Source organism: Candidatus Allofournierella excrementavium, from assembly GCF_048526665.1.
GTDB classification, from domain to species: domain Bacteria; phylum Bacillota; class Clostridia; order Oscillospirales; family Ruminococcaceae; genus Allofournierella_A; species Allofournierella_A excrementavium.
In genome coordinates, this window is the sequence record NZ_DBGFPE010000023.1 from 25,367 (window position 1) to 44,921 (window position 19,555).

General features: G+C 63.5%; 15 protein-coding genes. 8 read left to right on the plus strand and 7 right to left on the minus strand.

Annotated features, from left to right (window positions below; translation table 11 throughout):
• Nucleotides 1-35 precede the first annotated feature (35 nt).
• On the minus strand, nucleotides 36-743 hold the full coding sequence (locus ACMI1Q_RS06610) for a FadR/GntR family transcriptional regulator (protein WP_419503204.1): 708 nt from the start codon (nucleotides 741-743) through the stop codon (nucleotides 36-38).
• Between the two features lie 214 nt (nucleotides 744-957).
• Between ACMI1Q_RS06610 and hypB the strand changes: the two genes are divergently transcribed.
• From hypB to ACMI1Q_RS06630, 4 genes are read left to right on the plus strand one after another with little or no spacing between them, the layout of a single operon-like run.
• Entirely contained in the window at nucleotides 958-1,656 is a 699-nt protein-coding gene (gene hypB, locus ACMI1Q_RS06615; RefSeq protein ID WP_419503211.1) for a hydrogenase nickel incorporation protein HypB, read from the plus strand.
• The gene (locus ACMI1Q_RS06620; protein WP_419503205.1) at nucleotides 1,649-4,405 is read left to right on the plus strand and encodes an FAD-dependent oxidoreductase; all 2,757 of its coding nucleotides are present in this window, start codon (nucleotides 1,649-1,651) and stop codon (nucleotides 4,403-4,405) included. The genes hypB and ACMI1Q_RS06620 overlap by 8 nt, the downstream gene beginning before the upstream one ends.
• Nucleotides 4,406-4,410: 5 nt before the next feature.
• Nucleotides 4,411-4,770: a hydrogenase maturation nickel metallochaperone HypA gene (locus ACMI1Q_RS06625; RefSeq protein ID WP_330058362.1), complete on the plus strand. Its 360-nt coding sequence runs from the start codon at nucleotides 4,411-4,413 to the stop codon at nucleotides 4,768-4,770.
• Nucleotides 4,771-4,829: 59 nt separating this feature from the next.
• A complete protein-coding gene (locus ACMI1Q_RS06630) occupies nucleotides 4,830-5,867 on the plus strand; it encodes a DUF5692 family protein (protein ID WP_177521729.1) in 1,038 nt (345 codons plus the stop codon).
• An 80-nt stretch (nucleotides 5,868-5,947) separates the two neighbouring features.
• Here the strand turns inward: ACMI1Q_RS06630 and ACMI1Q_RS06635 are convergent, their stop codons facing one another.
• On the minus strand, nucleotides 5,948-6,538 hold the full coding sequence (locus ACMI1Q_RS06635; protein ID WP_419503206.1) for a TetR-like C-terminal domain-containing protein: 591 nt from the start codon (nucleotides 6,536-6,538) through the stop codon (nucleotides 5,948-5,950).
• A 227-nt stretch (nucleotides 6,539-6,765) separates the two neighbouring features.
• On the opposite strand from ACMI1Q_RS06635, the gene ACMI1Q_RS06640 reads away from it, so the two are divergent.
• The gene (locus ACMI1Q_RS06640) at nucleotides 6,766-9,342 is read left to right on the plus strand and encodes a YhgE/Pip family protein (protein ID WP_419503207.1); all 2,577 of its coding nucleotides are present in this window, start codon (nucleotides 6,766-6,768) and stop codon (nucleotides 9,340-9,342) included.
• Nucleotides 9,343-9,561: 219 nt separating this feature from the next.
• Here the strand turns inward: ACMI1Q_RS06640 and ACMI1Q_RS06645 are convergent, their stop codons facing one another.
• The 4 genes from ACMI1Q_RS06645 to ACMI1Q_RS06660 all read right to left on the minus strand — a co-directional run bounded on the left by ACMI1Q_RS06645 (nucleotide 9,562) and on the right by ACMI1Q_RS06660 (nucleotide 14,176).
• Nucleotides 9,562-9,933 (minus strand): BlaI/MecI/CopY family transcriptional regulator, encoded by a 372-nt coding sequence (locus tag ACMI1Q_RS06645; protein ID WP_394980066.1) that lies wholly within the window; start codon nucleotides 9,931-9,933, stop codon nucleotides 9,562-9,564.
• 141 nt (nucleotides 9,934-10,074) lie between these two features.
• Nucleotides 10,075-11,961, minus strand: a complete 1,887-nt coding sequence (locus tag ACMI1Q_RS06650; RefSeq protein WP_394980064.1) for an ABC transporter ATP-binding protein — start codon at nucleotides 11,959-11,961, stop codon at nucleotides 10,075-10,077.
• A gap of 17 nt (nucleotides 11,962-11,978) precedes the next feature.
• Nucleotides 11,979-13,718 carry an ABC transporter ATP-binding protein gene (locus tag ACMI1Q_RS06655; RefSeq protein WP_394980063.1) on the minus strand — a complete coding sequence of 580 codons (1,740 nt, stop codon included), beginning with the start codon at nucleotides 13,716-13,718 and terminating at the stop codon, nucleotides 11,979-11,981.
• A 14-nt stretch (nucleotides 13,719-13,732) separates the two neighbouring features.
• A complete protein-coding gene (locus ACMI1Q_RS06660; RefSeq protein WP_394980062.1) occupies nucleotides 13,733-14,176 on the minus strand; it encodes a MarR family winged helix-turn-helix transcriptional regulator in 444 nt (147 codons plus the stop codon).
• A 170-nt stretch (nucleotides 14,177-14,346) separates the two neighbouring features.
• On the opposite strand from ACMI1Q_RS06660, the gene ACMI1Q_RS06665 reads away from it, so the two are divergent.
• Together ACMI1Q_RS06665 and ACMI1Q_RS06670 are read left to right on the plus strand one after the other, a co-directional pair.
• Nucleotides 14,347-15,237, plus strand: a complete 891-nt coding sequence (locus tag ACMI1Q_RS06665) for a LysR family transcriptional regulator (RefSeq protein WP_419503208.1) — start codon at nucleotides 14,347-14,349, stop codon at nucleotides 15,235-15,237.
• 43 nt (nucleotides 15,238-15,280) lie between these two features.
• Entirely contained in the window at nucleotides 15,281-16,420 is a 1,140-nt protein-coding gene (locus tag ACMI1Q_RS06670; RefSeq protein ID WP_419503209.1) for a DUF4317 domain-containing protein, read from the plus strand.
• Nucleotides 16,421-16,487: 67 nt separating this feature from the next.
• Here ACMI1Q_RS06670 and ACMI1Q_RS06675 read toward each other — a convergent pair whose 3' ends face one another.
• Entirely contained in the window at nucleotides 16,488-17,861 is a 1,374-nt protein-coding gene (locus ACMI1Q_RS06675; RefSeq protein WP_419503210.1) for an MATE family efflux transporter, read from the minus strand.
• A gap of 308 nt (nucleotides 17,862-18,169) precedes the next feature.
• On the opposite strand from ACMI1Q_RS06675, the gene ACMI1Q_RS06680 reads away from it, so the two are divergent.
• Nucleotides 18,170-19,369 carry a coenzyme F420-0:L-glutamate ligase gene (locus ACMI1Q_RS06680; protein ID WP_419503212.1) on the plus strand — a complete coding sequence of 400 codons (1,200 nt, stop codon included), beginning with the start codon at nucleotides 18,170-18,172 and terminating at the stop codon, nucleotides 19,367-19,369.
• The last annotated feature ends 186 nt before the right edge of the window (nucleotides 19,370-19,555 follow it).

A 19,555-nucleotide genomic window follows, 5' to 3' on the forward strand; every position in this document is an offset into this window, starting at 1 on the left:
CCGCACCGCGCCGGAATCATTGCAAAACTGCAAAGTCACTCGTTGTAAATTTGCTGGCAACCTTCGATGGCCTCCCCCAGATAGGTCTCGATCCAGCGGCGCAGCTGGTGCTCGTCCCGGTTTTTCAGATGGGTGTAGAGAAGCTCGGTGTTGCGGCAGAGGGCCTCAATGCCGTAGCGGCGGCAAAAGCGCACCCACAACACCATGACCGGCGCGCGGAAGGAGTAATAGAACAATGGCAGGATGCTGTTGCCGCTGATGAGGGCCAGCTCATGCTGGAATTCAAAAGCACGCTCCGCCGCCTGCTGGGGCGTCTGGGCCCCGGCGATGTGGGCCACAAGGTCGCCCAGGCGGTCGATGTCCTCGTCGGTGGCGTTGCGCAGGATAAGCCCCACCGCCAGCTGTTCCAGCGCCCGGCGCACCTCCAGGATGGAGCGTATCTCCTCCCGCCCCAGGGTGCCGCCGTTGTACTCCATGATTGCGATGAGGGTGCTCAGGTTTCCGTTGCGCCGGTAGTCCGCCACAAAGGTGCCCTGGCGGGGGCGTATTTCCACAAATCCTTGCGCCGCAAGCTCCGCCAGGCCGCCGTTCACCACCGCCCGGCTCACCTGCATCTGGCGGGCCAGTTCCCGCTCGGGGGGCAGCGCCGTGCCCTGGGCCAGCTCTCCCGAAAGGATCATCCCCTGTATCTGCTTGACGAACAAATCCTTCAGACTGGGGGCCGAGAGTTTTTCAAATTCCACTGTGTCTTCCTCCTCGTATTGGTCATACCAGATACCACACCCTTATTTTACCATGCAAATGGCTGAACGCCAAGGCTGAATTTTGCGCAGAACTCCGAAAAAATCGGCATCTATTGACCTTCTTTGCAGGATAATGTTATTCTTTTAACGTTCAGCCCGGGCCGGGCTTTCTTTCTGGCCCGACCACCGATATGACCCATGGAGTGTGAGAGAATTGGAATCCTTTAAAATTCTTGAGATTCGCCAGAGCGTGTTTGCCTCCAACGACGAGGAGGCGGCGAAACTGCGGGCGGAACTGAAGGAGAAGGGCGTGTTCCTTCTGAACCTGATGTCCAGCCCCGGCTCGGGCAAGACCACCACCCTGACCCGCACCATCGAGGCGCTGAAAGACGAAATGAAAATCGGCGTGATGGAGGCGGACATCGACTCGGACGTGGACGCCCGCACCATCTCGGCGGCGGGTGCAAAGGCCATTCAGCTGCACACCGGCGGCATGTGCCACCTGGACGCGGGCATGACCCGCCAGGGCCTGGAGGGCCTGGGCACCGGGGACGTGGAACTGGCCATTCTGGAGAATGTGGGCAATCTGGTCTGCCCTGCCGAGTTCGACACCGGCGCAGTGAAGAACGCCATGATTTTGTCCGTGCCCGAAGGACACGACAAACCCCTGAAGTACCCGCTGATGTTCCAGGTGTGCGACGTGGTGCTGGTGAACAAGATGGACGTTCTGCCCTACTTCAACTTTGACCTGGAAAAATGCACCGAGTATGTGAAGATGCGCAACCCCAAGGCCCAGGTCATCCCCATCTGCGCCGCCACCGGCGAGGGGATGGACGCCTGGTACGGCTGGCTGCGCCGGGAAGTGCGCGCCTGGCGGGGCGAAGAAACGAAAAAGGAGAACGGCCATGAGTGAGACCCATTTTCCCCTGGACGAGAGCAAGCTGTCCTTTGAGATTCCCCGGGACGAACAGCCCCGGGAGAAGATTTTGAAACTGGGGCGGAAAATCACCGACCGCATCCCCGCCAAATTGAAGGGCGTGACCGGCGACGACCCGGAATACTGGGGTCTGGCGGGCCTTGTGACCGACGAGATGGCGGACGTGGCCCTCAAGATGGAGGTCCGCAAGCCCATGACGCTGCCCCAGCTGGTGAAGGCCACCGGCAGGAGCGCCGAGGAATTGGAACCGCTGCTCTATCAGATGAGCTACATCGGCCTGCTGGAGTACAACTGGGAGAACGAGCGGCACGAAAAGCAGTACGTTCTGCCTATGTTCGTGCCGGGCAGCGCCGAGTTCTTCAACATGCAGAAGCACCAAATTGAGGAGCACCCGGAGGTGACCGCCTTCTTTGAGCGGATGACCTTTCTGCCGCTGGAGCACATCCCCGCCATGGTGCCCCCCGGGGGCGCGGGCATCGGCATGCACGTCATCCCGGTGGAGAAGGCCATCGAGACCGAGAACCAGTCGGTGGACATCGAGCACATCAGCCACTGGCTGAAAAAGTACGACGGCAAGTACGCCGCCAGCCCCTGCAGCTGCCGCATGAGCCGGGCAAAGCTGGGCGAGGGCTGCGGCGACGACCCGGAGGACTGGTGCATCGGCGTGGGCGACATGGCGGACTATCTGGTGGAGACCAAAAAGGGCCACTATGTGGACTACGACGAGGTGCTGCGCATCCTGAAGCGGGCCGAGGACAACGGCTTCGTGCACCAGATCACCAACATCGATGGCGAGAACAAGATCTTCGCCATCTGCAACTGCAACGTGAACGTCTGCAACGCGCTGCGGCTGAGCCAGATGTTCAACACCCCCAACCTGGGCCGCTCGGCCTATGTGGCCCACGTGACCACCGAGAACTGCGTGGCCTGCGGGCGCTGTGTGGAGTTCTGCCCCGCGGGCGCGGTGAAGCTGGGCCAGAAGCTGTGCACCAAGGACGGGCCTGTGGAGTACCCCCGGATGGAGGACCCCGCTGTGACCCCCTGGGGCCCGGAGAAATGGACGGTGGACTACCGGGACAAAAACCGCGTCAACTGCCACGACACCGGCACCGCCCCCTGCAAGACCGCCTGCCCCGCCCACATCGCGGTGCAGGGCTATCTGAAGATGGCGGCCCAGGGGCGCTACACCGAGGCGCTGGCCCTCATCAAGAAGGAGAACCCCTTCCCCGCCGTCTGCGGCCGGGTATGCAACCGCCGCTGTGAGGACGCCTGCACCCGCGGCAGCGTGGACTCCGCCGTGGCCATCGACGCGGTAAAGAAATTCATCGCCCAGAAGGACCTGGACGCCGCCACCCGCTACATCCCGCCCGTCGTGCCCGCCAGCACCGGCGAGGGTTTCAGCGAGAAAATCGCCATCATCGGCGCGGGCCCCGCGGGCCTTTCCTGCGCCTTCTATCTGGCGGAAAAGGGCTACACGCCCACCGTGTTCGAGAAGAACGCCCGGCCCGGCGGCATGCTGGTGTACGGCATCCCCTCCTACAAGCTGGAAAAAGACGTGGTGGAGGCGGAAATCGAGGTCATCCGCGCCATGGGCGTGGACATCCGCTGCGGCGTGGAAGTGGGCAAAGACGTGACCCTGGATCAGCTGCGGGCCGAAGGCTACAAGGCCTTCTACATCGCCATCGGCTGCCAGGGTGGACGCAAGGCCGGCGTGCCCGGCGAGGATGCCGAGGGCGTGTTCACCGCGGTGGACTTCCTGCACGCGGTGGCGGAGAACGAGCACACCCCGGCGGCAAAGCGCACCGTGGTCATCGGCGGCGGCAACGTGGCCATCGACGCGGCCCGCAGCGCCCGCCGCTGCGGCGCGGAAGAAGTTTCCATGTTCTGCCTGGAGGCCAAGGACGCCATGCCCGCCGACCCGGAGGAAGTGGCGGAGGCCCAGGCCGAGCAGGTGCAGCTGCACTGCGGCTGGGGCCCGAAGGAAATTCTCACCGAGAACGGCAAAGTCACCGGCGTGATGTTCAAGCGTTGCCTCTCGGTGCTGAACGCCGAGGGCCGCTTCGCTCCCGTTTACAACGAGGCCGACACCATGACCGTGGCCTGCGAGCAGGTCATCCTGAGCATCGGCCAGAGCATCCTCTGGGGCAACCTTCTGGAAGGCAGCAAGGTGGAGCTGGCCGGCGGCGGGCGCGCCGCGGCGGACGCGCTCACCTACCAGACCGCCCAGCCCGACGTGTTCGTGGGCGGCGACGTGTACACCGGCCCCGGCTTTGCCATCGAGGCCATTGCCGCCGGCAAGGAGGGCGCGGTGTCCATCCACCGCTTCGTCCAGCCGGACACCAGCCTCACCATCGGCCGCAACCGGCGGGACTTTATCCAGCTGGATAAAGACAACCTCTTCCTCACCGGCTACGACAGCGCCGCCCGCCAGGAGGCCGCGGCCCCCGCGCCGGGCCTCTCCTTCCGGGACACCCACGGCACCCTCACCGAGGAGCAGGTGAAGACCGAGACCGTCCGCTGCCTTGGCTGCGGCGCGTCGGTGGTGGACCCGAACAAGTGCATCGGCTGCGGCATCTGCACCACCAAGTGCGAGTTTGACGCCATCCACCTCTCCCGCGACCTGCCCGAGTGCAGCACCATGGTGCGCACCGAGGACAAGTTCAAGGCCATCCTGCCCTACATGGTCAAGCGGGGCCTGCGGCTGAAATTCGGCAAGAAAGGCTGAGCGCCATGCACGAACTGGGCATCGTATTCCACATCATCAAAACGGTGGAGGCCGCCGGGCGGGAAAACGGCGTGAAACGGGTGAAGGCCGTGACGCTGGAACTGGGCGAGGTGTCCGGCGTGGTGGGCGACTACCTCCAGGACTGCTGGAAGTGGGCCGCTGCCCGTTCGGAGATGCTGGACGGGGCGGAATTACGGGTGGAGACCATCCCCGCCCGCACCTTGTGCGAAGCCTGCGGCCATGTGTACGCCACCTTGGAGCACGGGCGCACCTGCCCCGCCTGCGGCAGCGGGCAGACCCACCTTGTGCAGGGCAACGAAATGCTCATCCGGGACATCGCGGTGCCGGACGAGCCGCCCCTTTGAGGGCCATTTTCAATTACAATTTGTAAATTTATGTCGTTTATCGACAAGGAGGAATCATCATGTTGTTTCAAATCTACGGCGAGACCGCCGGTTGGCAGCTGCTGGGCTGGCTGCTGGTGTTCGCGGGGCTGGTGCTGGCCAACGAGGTGGCCCGCCGCACGCCCCAGGGCGGCATCTTCTGCTTTCTCATTCTGCCCGCCGGGCTGACGGTCTACTTCATCTCCATCTATGTGGGCGCGGCCATGGGGGCCGAGTGGGCGCTGAACAATCCCACCTACACCCACATGAACAGCTGGTTCCACTACGCCAAGCTCTACGCCGCCACCGCCGGGTGCATCGGCTTCATGATGCTGAAATACAAGTGGGGCGTGGGCAAGACCCACTGGTTCAAGGCCTTCCCCTTCGTCATCGTGGCCATCAACATCCTCATCGCCGTGGGCAGCGATTTTGAGTCCGGCATCCGGGGCGCCATGGCCCTGGCCGCCACCGGCGAGCGGTGGTGGCTGTCCAGCGAGAACGTCTGGCTCTACGGCGGCTGGTGGAACTGGGTGAACGGCATCGCCGGCATCCTGAACATCCTGTGCATGACCGGCTGGTGGGGCATCTACACCTCCAAAAAGCACGACGACATGCTCTGGCCGGACATGACCATCCTTTACATCATCGCCTACGATTTGTGGAACTTCGAGTACACCTATAACAACCTGCCCACCCACGCCTGGTACTGCGGCCTGGCCCTGCTGCTGGCCCCCACCTTTGCCAACGCGCTGTGGAACAAGGGCGGCTGGATCCAGAACCGGGCCAACACCCTGGCCCTGTGGTGCATGTTCGCCCAGGTGTTCCCCCTGTTCCAGGACGCCAGCGTGTTCAGCACCCTGCCGGTGCTCTACGCCGACGGCGTGATGGACCCCACCGTGCGGCCCACCGCCGCCGACCCCACCATGCAGGGCGTGATCGCCATTCTGGCGCTGGCCGCCAACGTCATCGTGCTGGCCATCATCATCAAGCGCGCCGTGCAGCAGAAAAAGAACCCCTACAAAAACGAGATCTTCTCCGACACCCGCGACTTCCGCCAGGCGATGGCGCGCGCGGAGTGATATATTCTTCTCCCCCATTCTGAAAAACGCCCCGCGGGGCCGTCTTTGGCGGCTTCGCGGGGCGTTTTCCCTTTGTGCGTTCAGTCCTCGCTCACAGGGCGGGCAAGGCCATGGGTCATCATGTTGTGTATCATGCGATAGGTCAGCCGCGTCATCTCCCGGGGCGGTTCGGCGCAGCCGCCCGCCAGCCAGTGCTTGATGAGGCCCACCGCGCCGGTGGTGCAGAAGGCAAAGCCGTAGTCGATGCTGCTGCGCCGCTCGGGAAAATCCTCCCGCAGCTTTTGCAGCACGTTCTCCTCCATCATCCGCTCGATGCGGTGCAGAAAGGCCATGTCCCCGTGGGGGCCCACCAGGGCGGCGCATATCTCCTGATTGTCGTAGAGGATGGAAAAGACCTCCTCGATGAAGGCAAGGCCCTCCTGCTCGAAGGAGCTCACCGGGTGGATGTGCACCGCCGCGTGTATCTCGTCGAACAGCTCCTGTTCCACTGCCGCCAGCAGGTCGAAGATGTCGTTGTAGTGAAGATAGAAGGTGGAGCGGTTGATGTCCGCCAGGTCCACCAGTTCCTTCACCGTTATCTCGCTGGCGCTCTTTTGCTGCATCAGCTGCGCCAGCGCCCGCCGTATCTGCCGGCGGGTGCGCCGGATGCGCCGGTCCTTTGTTTCGTCCATGGCCTCTCCTTTTCTGCCCGCCGGGCAAATTGTAAATCTTTTTTGAATGTTCAACAGTTTCTCGCCACTGTGTTGATTAAACGCCATTTGGGCGAAAAATCAACGGTTGAGTGTTTTTCTCTCTTTCAGTATAATTCTCCTCACGGAAAAAGCAATAGTGCGATGCAAAATCAACGCCGTGTTGCTTTTCGCGAGACTGCACAGGAAAGGGTGCGAAATTTCAGGTCATGCTGAAAAACGAATGGAAAGCTCTGCGGAGCAACTGGATCATGCTGGTGGTGATGGTGGCCGTGGTGGCCATCCCCACCATCTACACCACGCTGTTTCTCGGGTCCATGTGGGACCCCTACGGCAGTGTGGACCGTCTGCCGGTGGCGGTGGTGAACGAGGACCAGCCGGTGGAATACAACGGCGAGACGCTGTCCGTCGGCAGCGAGCTGGCCGACAACCTGCGGGAGGATGGCTCCCTCGATTTTCATTTTGTGGACGCGGACGACGCCCAAAAGGGCCTTGCGGACGGGACCTATTACATGGTCATCACCATCCCAAAGGACTTTTCCGCCAACGCGGCCACCGTCACCGACCCGTCCCCCAAGGCCATGGAGCTGGGCTATGAGACCAACCCCGGCACCAACTACATCGCCTCCAAGCTGGGCGAGAGCGCCATGGCCAAAATCGAGGCCGAGGTGCGGGAGAGCGTGACCCAGACCTACGCCGAGACCATGCTGGAACAGCTGGCGAACATCGGCGACGGGCTGCAGGAAGGGGCCGACGGCGCGGCAAAACTGGAAGAGGGCGCATCCGATCTGGCCGAGGGCGGCCAGACCATCCGGGATAACCTCAAACTCCTGGCGGACAGCACCCTCACCTTCCGCAATGGCAGCACCGAGCTCACCGAGGGCCTTGCCAAGTACACCGCCGGTGTGGACGCGGCGGCTCAGGGCGCGGCCAAGTTGAAAGAGGGAGCGGGCCAGCTGGCCCAGGGCGCCGGGCAGCTGGGCGACGCGGCCCCCGCGCTGACCGAGGGCGCGGGCAAGCTGAGCAAAGGCGTTCAGGACCTGGCCACCGGCGTGGACAGCGCCAAGGCGGGCGGCGACACCCTTGCCGCCGGAGCCGCCCAGGTGGACGACAAACTCACCGAACTGAACAGCGGCCTTGCCCAGCTGCAGGCCCAGACCGCCGCTCTGCCGGACAGTGCGGCGGCGCTGGACGCAGGGGCACAGCAAGCCCAGTCGGGCGCGGCAGCCCTGCAGGCGGGTCTGGAGAGCGCCTCCGCCGGGGCGGCCGCCGCCCGGGAGGGCGCGGCCCAGCTGAACAGCGGCCTGCAGGCCCTGACGGCCAATTCCGCCGCCCTGAACGAAGGCGCCGCGGCCCTGGCCCAGGGGCTGGAGGCCCTTACGGCCCAGGCTCAGAGCCTTCCCCCAGAGACCGCCGCTGTGCTGACCCGGCTGCAGCAGGCCGCGGGCAGTTTGCAGCAGAACCTTGGCGCCTACACCGCCGGGGTGGACACGGCAGCCGCCGGGGCCGCGGCGCTGAACGACGAGAGCACCGGCCTGCCCGCCCTGGCGGAGGGTCTCGGGCAGATGGCGGGCAAGTCCGCCGAACTGACCGGCGGCCTTGCCACCTTGCAGCAGGGCACCGCCGCCCTGGCCCAGCAGGCTCCCCAGCTGGTGCAGGGCATCGACCTGGCGGCCCAGGGCGGTCAGAAGCTGCAGCAGGAGGGCACCAGCGTGGTGCGTCAGGGCGCGCAGGATCTGAGCGGCGGCCTGGAAAAGCTGGCCGGAGGCAGCGCGGCGCTGCAGACCGGGCTGGGCGACCTTTCCGCCAAGCTGCCCGCCCTCACCGACGGGCTCACCCGGCTGCAGACCGGCGTGGGCGAACTGCAAAAGGGCGCCGGCCAGCTGGCGGACGGCACCGGCGAGCTGCAAAAGAACAGCGCGGCGCTGAACAGCGGCGCGGCGGCTCTGGCCAGCGGCGCGGCCCAGATCGGCGACGGCGCTTCCAAGCTCTATGAGGGCAGCGGCGAGTTGACCGACGGCCTGGACCAGCTGAAGGAAGGCTCCTCCACGCTGGGCGCTTCTCTTTCGGACGGCGCGCAGCAAATTGCCGAGACCAATACCGGCGACGAGGTGGCCGAGATGATCGCCGCCCCGGTGAGCGCCGAAGAGGCCAAGCTCACCGAAGTGCCGGACAACGGCCACGCCATGGCCCCCTACATGATGTCGGTGGCGCTGTGGGTGGGGTGCATCGCCTTCAGCCTGATGTATCCCCTCACCGAGTATCAGGGCGAGATGAAGAGCGGTGCGGCCTGGTGGCTGAGCAAGGCCTCTGTGCTCTACCCTGTGGCGCTGCTGCAGGCGGTGGTGATGGTGGGCGCGCTCCACGCGCTGGACGGCTTCGCTCCCGCGCGGATGGGCCAGACCCTGCTCATCGCCTGCCTCGCGTCGGTGACCTTCATGTCGGTGATGTACTTCTTCACCAGCCTGCTGGGCCGCATCGGCAGCTTCTTGATGCTGGTGTTCATGGTGGTGCAGCTGGCCGGTTCGGTGGGCACCTACCCGCTGGAGATCTCCGGCTCCTTCGTGAAATACCTCCACGACTGGGTACCCTTCACCTACACCGTCAAGGCCTTCCGCAGCGCCATCTGCGCCGGGCAGGACGTGAGCGGCTGCGCCGTGTACCTGGCGGCGTGGGCCCTGGTGTTCACCCTGCTCACGCTGGCGGTGTTCACGGTGCGGGCAAAGCACATCCGCGATGGCAAACCCACCCTCACCCCCTGGCTGGAACGCCACCGGCTGGCGTGAGTTTTTCGGAACGAACAAAAAGACCGCGCCCCCTTCGGCCCGTTTGCCGAAGGGGGCGCGGTTCGTTTTTGTGCACGCGGTCAATGGTCCTTTGCCGGCCGGCACCGGAGCCGGATCCGGGGAAAGAGCCCATAAGGCCTTCCGCTCCCTTCACGGTAGTCAGGCCCTCCTCCGCCGGGGCGAAGGAACCGCTTCACGGCCGTTTTGCCGCTCCGCCTTTCAGTTTTTGCTGCGTTTTTCGTCGATCAATGCTTGCAGTTCGTCCAGCGTTTTTTCCGAGAGCTGGTCCGAGTTCAGAAAGTTTGCGAACAGGCTTGCAAAGCTGCCGCCGAACATCCGGTCCACCAGGGTGTTGGTCTCGGCGCTCTGCACCTGCTGCCGGGTGACGATGGGCGTCACCAGATACTTGGGATACTCCCGGGAGATGGCGCCCTTGCCTTCCAGGCGCTTGAGGACGATGTAGGTGGTGCTCTTTTTCCAGTTGTACCGTTTCAGGAACTCCTCGGCCAGGTCCGCGGCGATGCAGGGCCCGTGTTCCCACAGGTATTCCATCAGCAACAGCTCCGAGTCGAAAATTTTGATCTCGCCCATCCTTTCTCCCTCCCGTTTTATTGTTGTAAATTTATATTCAGTTTACCCTTTGTTCTCCCGGCTGTCAAGGCCGGGCAAACGGCAGCGCCCCCGTCCGGCGGGGTCGCCGGGCGGGGGCGCTTGTGCGGTCCGTTGTTTTTTTTACGCCGGCTCCTCGGCGAAGTTGCCGGTGTAGAGCTGGTAGTATTTGCCCTTCTTTTCGATGAGCTCGTCGTGGGTGCCGCGCTCGATGATGCGGCCTTGCTCCAGCACCATGATGCAGTCGGCGTTGCGCACGGTGGACAGGCGGTGGGCGATGACGAAGGTGGTGCGCCCGTACATCAGCGCGTCCATGCCGCTCTGCACCAGCGCCTCGGTGCGGGTGTCGATGGAAGAGGTGGCCTCGTCCAGGATTAGCACCGGCGGGTCCGCCACCGCCGCGCGGGCGATGGCCAGCAGCTGCCGCTGGCCCTGGGAAAGGTTCGCGCCGTCGCCGGTGAGCATGGTGTTGTAGCCGTCCGGCAAGCGGCGGATGAAGCCGTCGGCATTGGCCAGCTTTGCCGCGGCCATGCACTCCTCATCGGTGGCGTCCAGCCGGCCGTAGCGGATGTTGTCCATCACGGTGCCGGTGAAGAGGTGGGTGTCCTGCAGAACGATGCCCAGGCTGCGGCGCAGGTCCGGCTTTTTGATTTTGCCGATGTTGATGCCGTCGTAGCGAATTTTGCCGTCGGCGATGTCGTAGAAGCGGTTGATAAGGTTGGTGATGGTGGTCTTGCCCGCGCCGGTGGCGCCCACGAAGGCAATTTTCTGGCCGGGCTTCGCCCACAGGCTCACGTCGTGGAGCACCAGCTTGTTCTCGTCGTAGCCGAAGTCCACGTCCTCGAACACCACGCTGCCCTCCAGCCTGGTGTAGGTGGTGGTGCCGTCGTGATGGGGATGCTTCCAGGCCCACACATTGGTGCGCTCGGCCACTTCCTCCATCTGGCCGTCGGCGTTCTCCTTGGCGTTCACCAGTTCCACATAGCCCTCGTCGGTCTCATGCTTCTGGTCCATCAGGTCGAACACACGCTGGGCGCCGGCGGCGGCGGTGACCACGAAGTTCGCCTGCTGGCTCACCTGGGTGATGGGCTGGGTGAAGCTCTTGTTCAGGCCCACAAAGGTGACCACGGTGCCCAGGGTCACGCCCGCCAGGCCGTTGATGCCCAGCACAGCGCCCACGATGGCAACCAGGGCGTAGCTCAGCCAGCCGATGTTGGCGTTGATGGGCATCAGCAGGTTGGCGTAACGGTTGGCCATGTCCGCGCTTTCACGCAGGGACTCGTTGACCTTGGCGAAGTCCGCCTTGGCGGCCTCCTCGTGGCAGAACACCTTGACCACCTTCTGGCCGTCCAGCATCTCCTCGATGAAGCCGTCCACCACGCCCAGGTCCCGCTGCTGGCGCATGTAGTATTTGCCGGAGATGCGGGAGAAGTTCTTGGTGACCACCAGCATCACGATGGCGGTGACGATGGAGATGATGGTGAGCACCGGGTTGATGACGATCATGGTCACCAGCGTGGCCACCATGGTGATGGAGGAGTTGATGATCTGCGGCGTGGACTGGCCCAGCATCTGGCGCAGCGTGTCAATGTCGTTGGTGTAGACGGACATGATGTCGCCATGGGCATGGGTGTCAAAATACTTGATGGGCAGCGCTTCCATGTTGTGGAACAGCTCATCGCGCAGCCGGCACATGGTGCCCTGGCTGATGCTGACCATGATGCGGTTGTAGCTGAAAGCCGCCACCACGCCCAGGGCCATGATGACCACAAGGCGCAGGATCTGGGCGGCAAGGCCGCTGAAATCAGTGGAGCCGCTGGCGATCATGGGCATGATGTAATCGTCCACCAGGGTCTGGGGGAAGGTGGCCGCCAGCACGCTGGCGCCGGCATTGATGAGGATGCACAGCACCACCAGCGCAAAGGGCGCCTTGTAGTAGTGCAGCATATAACGGATGACCCGCTTCAGCACCGCGACGGGGTCCGCGGGACGCGACATTTTCGGATTCATATTCTCTCCCCCTCCTTTCACGCGGGCTGGTCGAAGTCGCCGCCGCCCTTGACCTGAGACTCGTAGATCTCCTGGTAGATGGCGTTGGACTTGAGCAGGTTTTCGTGGGTGTCGAAGCCGTTAATGCGGCCGTTGTCCAGCACCAGGATGCGGTCGGCGTGCTCCACGCTGGAAACGCGCTGGGCGATGATGATCTTGGTGGTGCCGGGAATTTTCTTTTCAAAGGCGGCGCGGATCTTCGCGTCGGTGGCGGTGTCCACCGCGCTGGTGGAGTCGTCCAGAATCAGCACCTTGGGCTTTTTCAGCAGCGCCCGGGCGATGCACAAACGCTGCTTCTGGCCGCCGGAGACGTTGTTGCCGCCCCGCTCGATGCGGGTGTTGTAGCCGTCGGGCATGCGGTCGATGAACTCGTCGGCGCAGGCCGCCTTGCAGGCCTCCACGCACTCGGCCTCGGTGGCGTTGGGGTCGCCCCAGCGCAGGTTTTCCAGGATAGTGCCGCTGAACAGGGTGTTCTTTTGCAGCACCACGGCCACCTGGTCGCGCAGGGCCTCCATGTCGTAGCGGCGCACGTCCACGCCGCCCACCTTGACGCAGCCCTCGTCCACGTCGTAAAGCCGGCAGATGAGGTTCACAAGGCTGCTCTTACCACTGCCGGTGCCGCCGATGACGCCGATGGTCTCGCCGGAACGGATGTGCAGGTCGATGCCGGACAGAGCGTTCTTGCCGCTGCCGTGCTTGTAGGAGAAGTTCACGTTGTCAAAGTCGATGCTGCCGTCGGGGATGACGGTGATGGGGTCCTCGGGCTCGGCAAGGTCGGGGGTCTCCCGCAGCACCTCGCCCACACGGTGGATGCTGGCCAGGGAGATGGAGATCATCACCACCACCATGGAGAGCATCATCAGGCTCATCAGCAGGCTCATGATGTAGCTGAACAGGCTGGTCAGATCGCCGGTGGACAGATCGCCCGCCACGATGAACTGAGCGCCCAGCCAGCTGACCATGATGATGCAGAAGTAGACGGCGGTCATCATGGCGGGGTTGTTGAAGGCCAGCAGGCCCTCGGCCTTGACGAACATCTTGCGGATGTTCTCGGAGGCTTTGGAGAACTTCTGGTTCTCATAGGCTTCCCGCACAAAGGCCTTGACCACGCGGATGGCGGAAACGTTCTCCTGCACGCTGGCGTTCAGCTCGTCGTACTTGTGGAACACCTCGTCGAAGATGCGCAGGGTGACCACCATGATGCTGCCCAGCACCACCACCAGGAACACCACCGCGATGAGGAAGGTGGCACTGAGCCTGGGGCTGATGTACACGCACATGGCAAAGCTGAAAACAAACATCAGCGGCGCGCGCACCGCAACGCGGATAATCATCATGAAGGCGTTCTGGATGTTGGTCACATCGGTGGTCATGCGGGTCACAAGGCCGGGCACGCTGAACTTGTCGATGTTGGAAAAAGAGAACGTCTGGATGTTGTCATACAGCCCCTGGCGCAGGTTGGCCGACAGGCCGGACGCCGCCGTGGAGGCAAATTTGCCCGCCGCCGCGCCGAAGACCAGGCCCAAAAAGGCCAGCACCACCATGATGGCGCCGTAGCGGTAGACCGCGCTGATGTTGGCGGCCTCCAGCCCTTCGTCCACGATGCGGGCGGTGACGAACGGCAGCAGGATCTCCATGATCACTTCCAGCGCAGCCATCAGGATGCACAGATAAGTCGGCTTTTTGTATTGCTTGAGTTGGCCGATCACTTGCTTCATTGTATCCACTCCCTTCAAACATTGCCTGGACTTGCCAGGTTTTGCAAAAGGCGCTTTTGCATCGCCTCAAGTTGACACAGTTCCCCCTCGGTGAACCCCTCAAAGGCCGCCTCGCAGCTGCTCTGCAGCGCCCGGTCCAGCGTGGCCCGCACCTGCTCGGCCTTTTCGGTGGCGAACAGCCGCTTGCAGCGGTTGTCGGCTTCGGTGGTCTCCGCACGCACATAGCCGCCCATGCGCAGCCGTTTGAGAATGTTGCTCAGCGCCGCCATGGAATAGCCGCACTGCCGGTGCAGCTCGGTGAGGGTAGTGCCCTCCGGCCCATAGCGCAGAATGCGCATCAGAAGATGCGCCTGCGCTGTGGAAAGCCCCGTGCGCTCCACCATTCGGTCGGTGAGCTGCTCCATGCGGATGCTGATCTGGCGGTTCTGCAGCGCCAGGCTCCTGCGGTCCACTTCCATGCTTCTCGCCTCTCGTTCGAATCAGTTAGGGTGAAAACTGTTCACTGCCTTATCATTTTATAGCACAGCTTTTCTTGCAAGGGAAATTCAAATGTGTTATCATCTATAAAGAGATTTTATTGCATTTACGCATACAATAAAAAATCCTCAAAAACGGGGAGGGGTTTTTGTTGAATACGACACAGCTGGAATGTTTCCTTGCGGTGGCCAATCACCTGAACTTTTCCCGGGCGGCCCAGGAGCTGCACATCACCCAGCCGGCGGTGAGCCACCAGATCAACACCCTGGAGGCGGAACTGGAGGTCAAGCTGTTCCACCGCACCAGCAAGAACGTGCGGCTGACCCAGGCGGGGCACCAGTTCGGCCAGTACGCCCGGGAGATATTGAGGCTGACGGGCATTTCCCGGGCGCGGATGCGCCAGTGGCGGGAGGAACTGCCCCAGCGGCTGGGCCTGGGGTGCCGCAACTTTCTGGTGCTGCGGGCTCTGCAGCCGGCGCTGGCGGTGCTGCGGCAGGAAACGCCCCAGCTGATGCCGGTGCTGCGGCAGGTGCCCTCCGCCTCGCTGGACAACCTTCTGGAAGAGGAGGACGTGCAGGCCATCTTCACCATGCAGCGGGAATCCGGTCCCAAGCTGAGCCGACGCCATCTGGCGGACTGCCCCGTGGTCTGCGTCTGCACGCCGGACCACCCGCTGGCAGGGTATGAGCAGCTGACCGTGGAGCAGCTGAACGCCGTGGGCGGGCGCATCGCCAGCTGCCCGCCGCCCTTGTATTCCCCGCCCTTTCTGGAGGTGTTCAGCTACGCGATGGCCGGCCGAGGTCCGGACCGCATCCTCTACTGCGACAGCCTGGAAATTGCCTGCACCCTGGTGGAGTCGGGCTACGCCTTCACCCTGCTGCCGGACCTGCCGGGGACGCGCCTGCCGGGCCTGCGCTACATCCCGATGCCCCAGTTCCAGCCTCTCTCCTTCGGTGCGCTCTACCGCACCGGCTCTCTGACGCCGCCTCTCAAGCGGCTGTTCACCCTGCTGGAGGGCTCCATGGAGCCTTCCGACGAATGACCCGGGCCCCGCGCCCTTACCAATAAGAAAGGAACACATCCCCATGAACGAAAAAGAGATCGCCGAAATCCGCCGCCGCTACCGCCAAGACAAGTCCAACATCTCCCATGTGGTGGGCTGCTATGTGAACGAGGAGCGCCAGATCGTGGCCCGGTTCGACCAGTCCCTCACCCTCTCCGGCCAGGAGGAGGCGGACAAATTCCTGGCCATCCTGCGCCGCACCCTCTCGGGCACGCTGGGCCGCAACCTGCTGGACATCACCTTCACCACCGCCCAGGTGGCGGGCAATGCGGGCGACGAGCACGCCCTGCTGATGGCCCTGCGAAACTCCCGCCTGCAGGACGAGGCCGCCCGGGAGGAGTTCTTTGCCCGGGCCATCGAGACCATCGATGTGGAGGGCAACTATCTCATCCTGCTCACCTGCGACGCCTACGACGTGCCCGGCTTTTCCAAGGACGGCCAGCGCACCGAGGACGGCAGCGAAGAGATGTACACCGGCATCCTGTGCAGCGTCTGCCCGGTGAAGATGACCAAGCCCGCGCTGAGCTACTTCGTCTACGAAAACCTCTTCCGCAGCCGGGATGTGGACTGGCTGGTGAGCGCCCCGGAGATGGGCTTCCTCTTCCCCGCCTTCGACGACCGCTCCACCAACCTCTACGGTGCGCTCTACTACACCAAGGACACCTCCCACAGCCACACCGCCTTCACCGACCGCATCTTTGCCGCCCCGCTGCCCATGCCCGCCGAGGCCCAGAAGGAGACCTTCGACGCCATCCTCACCGAGGCGCTGGGCGAGGAGTGCAGCTGCCAGGTGGTGCAGTCGGTGCAGGAACAGCTGTGCAGCATGATCGCCGAGCACAAGGAGAGCGGCGAGCCCCAGCCCCTGCTGCTGGACAAGCACGCCGCCGCCCGCGTGCTGGAGGAATGCGGCGTGGAGGACGCCCGTGTGGAGGCCTTCGAGCAGCGCTTTGAGGAGGACTTCGGCCCCGAGGCGGCCCTTCCCCCCAAGAATCTGGTGGACACCAAGCACCTGGAACTGCGCTGCCCCGACGTGACCATCCAGGTGAACCCCGAGCGGGGCGACCTGGTGGAGACCCGGGTCATCGACGGGGTGCGCTACATCCTCATCCGCGCCGAGGAAGGCGTGCAGGTGAACGGCGTGGAAGTGCAGATCGGGGAGTGAGCTCTCATTTCCGCAGAAAAAGGCCCCCGGCTTTTTGAAAGCCGGGGGCCTTTCTTCGCTTCAGAGTTCAGGCCGCTGCCGCAGCCGGTTCTTCGGGGGTCTGCGTGCGCACCTTTTTGCGCAGGATGAGGAAGCAGATGAGGTGCACCGCCGCCGTCAGCCCCCAGGACACCGGGTAGGAGATGTACAGGCAGAGCTGGGTGCGCTCCCACTGAAAGATGGTCATCACCCAGACGATGCGCAGCAGGCAGGCGCCGACGATGGACACCACCATGGGCAGCACCGACGCGCCCAGGCCGCGGACGCTGCAGGCCAGGCAGTCCATCCAGCCGCAAAGGAAGTAGGTGGTGCAGACCACGCTCATGCGGTAGAGGCCGTAGGTGATGACCTGGGCGTCGGAGGTGTAGATGGTCAGCAGCCAGCGGCCTGCCAGATAGGCGCTGGCTCCAAGGCCGATGCCCACCGCCGCCGAGAGCATCATGCACTGCGCCACCACCTTGTCCACCCGGGCGAAGCGGCGGGCGCCCACGTTCTGGCTCACAAAGCTCATGGATGTCTGGGAGACGGCGTTCATGCAGGTATAGACGAAGCCCTCGATGTTGGAGGCGGCGGTGTTGCCCGCCATCACCGACGAGCCGAAGCTGTTCACCGAGGACTGGATAAGCACGTTGGACAGGCTGAACACCATGCCCTGCACGCCGGCAGGCACCCCGATGCGCAAAATTTCCCGGAACTGCGCCGGGTCGATGCGAAGCTCGTGCAGCACCAGCCGGAACGCGCCGGTGTTGTGCCGCAGGCAGACCACGACGAGATAGGCGGAAACTGTCTGGCTGATGATGGTGGCCAGGGCCACGCCCGCCACGCCCAGGGAGAACACGATGACAAACACCAAGTTCAGCACCACATTGATGATGCCCGCCAGGGTGAGGAAGTAGAGGGGCCGCCGGGTGTCGCCCACCGCCCGCAGGATAGCCGCGCCGAAGTTGTAGACCAGCAGGCTGGGCGCGCCCACGAAGTAGATGCGCAGGTAGAGGGCGGCCTGGTCGATCACGTCGTCCGGGGTGCCCATCAGGCTCAGCATGGGGCGGGAGGCCGCCACGCCCACAAAGATCAGGAACACGCCGCCTACCACCGCGGTGAGCATGGCGGTGTGCACGCCCTTGTGCACCGCGTCCATGTTCTTTGCGCCGTAGCTGCGGGCGATGAGCACATTCGCGCCCACCGAAAGGCCCACGAACAGGTTGACGATCAGGTTGATGAGCGCCGAGGTGGAACCCACCGCCGCCAGCGCCGTATGGCCGGTATACCGGCCGACCACGATGATGTCCGCCGCGTTGAACAGCAGCTGCAAAACGCCCGAGCACATCAAAGGGAAGGAAAAGGTCAGGATCTTGCCCAAAAGCGGGCCGCTGGTCATGTTCATCTCATAGCTGCCAGCCAAACCGATGCGCCTTCTTTCTCACACATTCGTTTTCATTCAGAAATAACGTCCGTGTCCTATCATAGCACAAAACCGCCCGGGCGCAAGCCGTTATTTAACATGTTTTTTACATTTCACCGCTTCGCCGGCGGGCGGCGGCGGGTAAAAAGCGTGAAAAAAGCGCCCGCTTCGGCCAAATCCGGCGCTTTGGGCAGTTTGTTCCCTTGCATTTCACCGGGCGTTTCCTATATAATAGGTACGGACTTTTTTCCCGGCAGGCCGGCGGGCCACAGGACCGGGCGCAGATCGAAAGGGTAAAGGAGAACTGAATTATGCGAACTGTCGGCACTACATCCCGCGGCGTGCGCTGCCCGGTCATCCGGGAGGGCGACGACCTGGTCAAAATCGTCACCGACGCCATCCTTGCCTGCGGCAAGGAGCAGAACATCGAATTTCAGGACAAGGACATCGTGGCCGTGACCGAGGCCGTGGTAGCCCGCAGCCAGGGCAATTACGCCAGCGTGGACGCCATCGCCGCCGACTGCGCCGCCAAATTCGGCGCCGACACCATCGGCCTGACCTTCCCCATTCTGAGCCGCAACCGCATCGCTATCTGCCTCAAGGGCATCGCCCGCGCCTTCAAAAAGGCCTATATCCTGATGAGCTACCCCTCCGACGAGGTGGGCAACCACCTGTTCGACGAGGACCTGCTGGACGAAAAGGGCGTGAACCCCTGGAGCGACGTGCTCAGCGAAGAGAAGTACCGCGAGCTGTTCGGCTATGTGAAGCATCCCTTCACCGGCGTGGACTACGTGGAGTACTACGGCGAACTGTTCCGCAGCCAGGGCTGCGAGGTGGAGTTCGTCTTCGCCAACGACGTACGGGCCATCCTGCCCTACACCAAGAACGTGCTGTGCTGCGACATCCACAGCCGTTTCCGCTCCAAGCGCCGCCTGGAGGCCGCGGGCGCCGAGAAGGTGCTGCTGCTCAGCGACATCATGACCGCCCCGGTGAACGGCAGCGGCTGCAACGAGCAGTTCGGCCTGCTGGGCTCCAACAAGGCCACCGAGGAGAGCGTGAAGCTCTTCCCCCGCGACTGCCAGACCTTTGTGGACGCGCTGGCCGACAGCCTGCGCAAGGCCACCGGCAAGCAGATCGAGGCCATGGTCTACGGCGACGGCGCTTTCAAGGACCCCGTGGGCAAGATTTGGGAGCTGGCTGACCCTGTGGTCAGCCCCGCCTACACCTCCGGCCTGGAAGGCCAGCCCAACGAGCTGAAGCTGAAGTATCTGGCGGATAACGACTTCGCCGACCTGTCCGGCGAGGCGCTGACCGCCGCCATCAAGGACAGCATCAACCACAAGGACGCCGACCTGAAGGGCCAGATGGCCAGCCAGGGCACCACCCCCCGCCGCCTGACCGACCTGATCGGCAGCCTGTGCGACCTGACCAGCGGCTCCGGCGACAAGGGCACCCCCATCATCTTCATCCAGGGTTACTTCGACAACTTCGCGAAAGAGACGAAGTAAGGCAGGGCGCATCCATTCAACGTCCGCATCCGAACGATAAACGAAGCCGGCCCCCGCATTTCTGCGGGTGCACCTGTAAACTGAAAGTAGACACTCACAAAAGTGTGGGTGTCTACTTTTTTCGTGGTAAGATGAAGAAAAGGAGGTAGAAAAATGGGAAAGAAAGGGACACCGCATCGAAAGTGG

What these genes read in the sequence shown, in the direction of transcription:
- ACMI1Q_RS06620 (WP_419503205.1), top strand. Translation starts at nt 1,649, where the DNA reads ATGAGTGAGACCCATTTTCCCCTGGACGAGAGCAAGCTGTCCTTTGAG.
- ACMI1Q_RS06625 (WP_330058362.1), top strand. Translation starts at nt 4,411, where the DNA reads ATGCACGAACTGGGCATCGTATTCCACATCATCAAAACGGTGGAGGCC.
- ACMI1Q_RS06630 (WP_177521729.1), top strand. Translation starts at nt 4,830, where the DNA reads ATGTTGTTTCAAATCTACGGCGAGACCGCCGGTTGGCAGCTGCTGGGC.
- ACMI1Q_RS06635 (WP_419503206.1), bottom strand. Translation starts at nt 6,538, where the DNA reads ATGGACGAAACAAAGGACCGGCGCATCCGGCGCACCCGCCGGCAGATA.
- ACMI1Q_RS06640 (WP_419503207.1), top strand. Translation starts at nt 6,766, where the DNA reads ATGCTGAAAAACGAATGGAAAGCTCTGCGGAGCAACTGGATCATGCTG.
- ACMI1Q_RS06645 (WP_394980066.1), bottom strand. Translation starts at nt 9,933, where the DNA reads ATGGGCGAGATCAAAATTTTCGACTCGGAGCTGTTGCTGATGGAATAC.
- ACMI1Q_RS06650 (WP_394980064.1), bottom strand. Translation starts at nt 11,961, where the DNA reads ATGAATCCGAAAATGTCGCGTCCCGCGGACCCCGTCGCGGTGCTGAAG.
- ACMI1Q_RS06655 (WP_394980063.1), bottom strand. Translation starts at nt 13,718, where the DNA reads ATGAAGCAAGTGATCGGCCAACTCAAGCAATACAAAAAGCCGACTTAT.
- ACMI1Q_RS06660 (WP_394980062.1), bottom strand. Translation starts at nt 14,176, where the DNA reads ATGGAAGTGGACCGCAGGAGCCTGGCGCTGCAGAACCGCCAGATCAGC.
- ACMI1Q_RS06670 (WP_419503209.1), top strand. Translation starts at nt 15,281, where the DNA reads ATGAACGAAAAAGAGATCGCCGAAATCCGCCGCCGCTACCGCCAAGAC.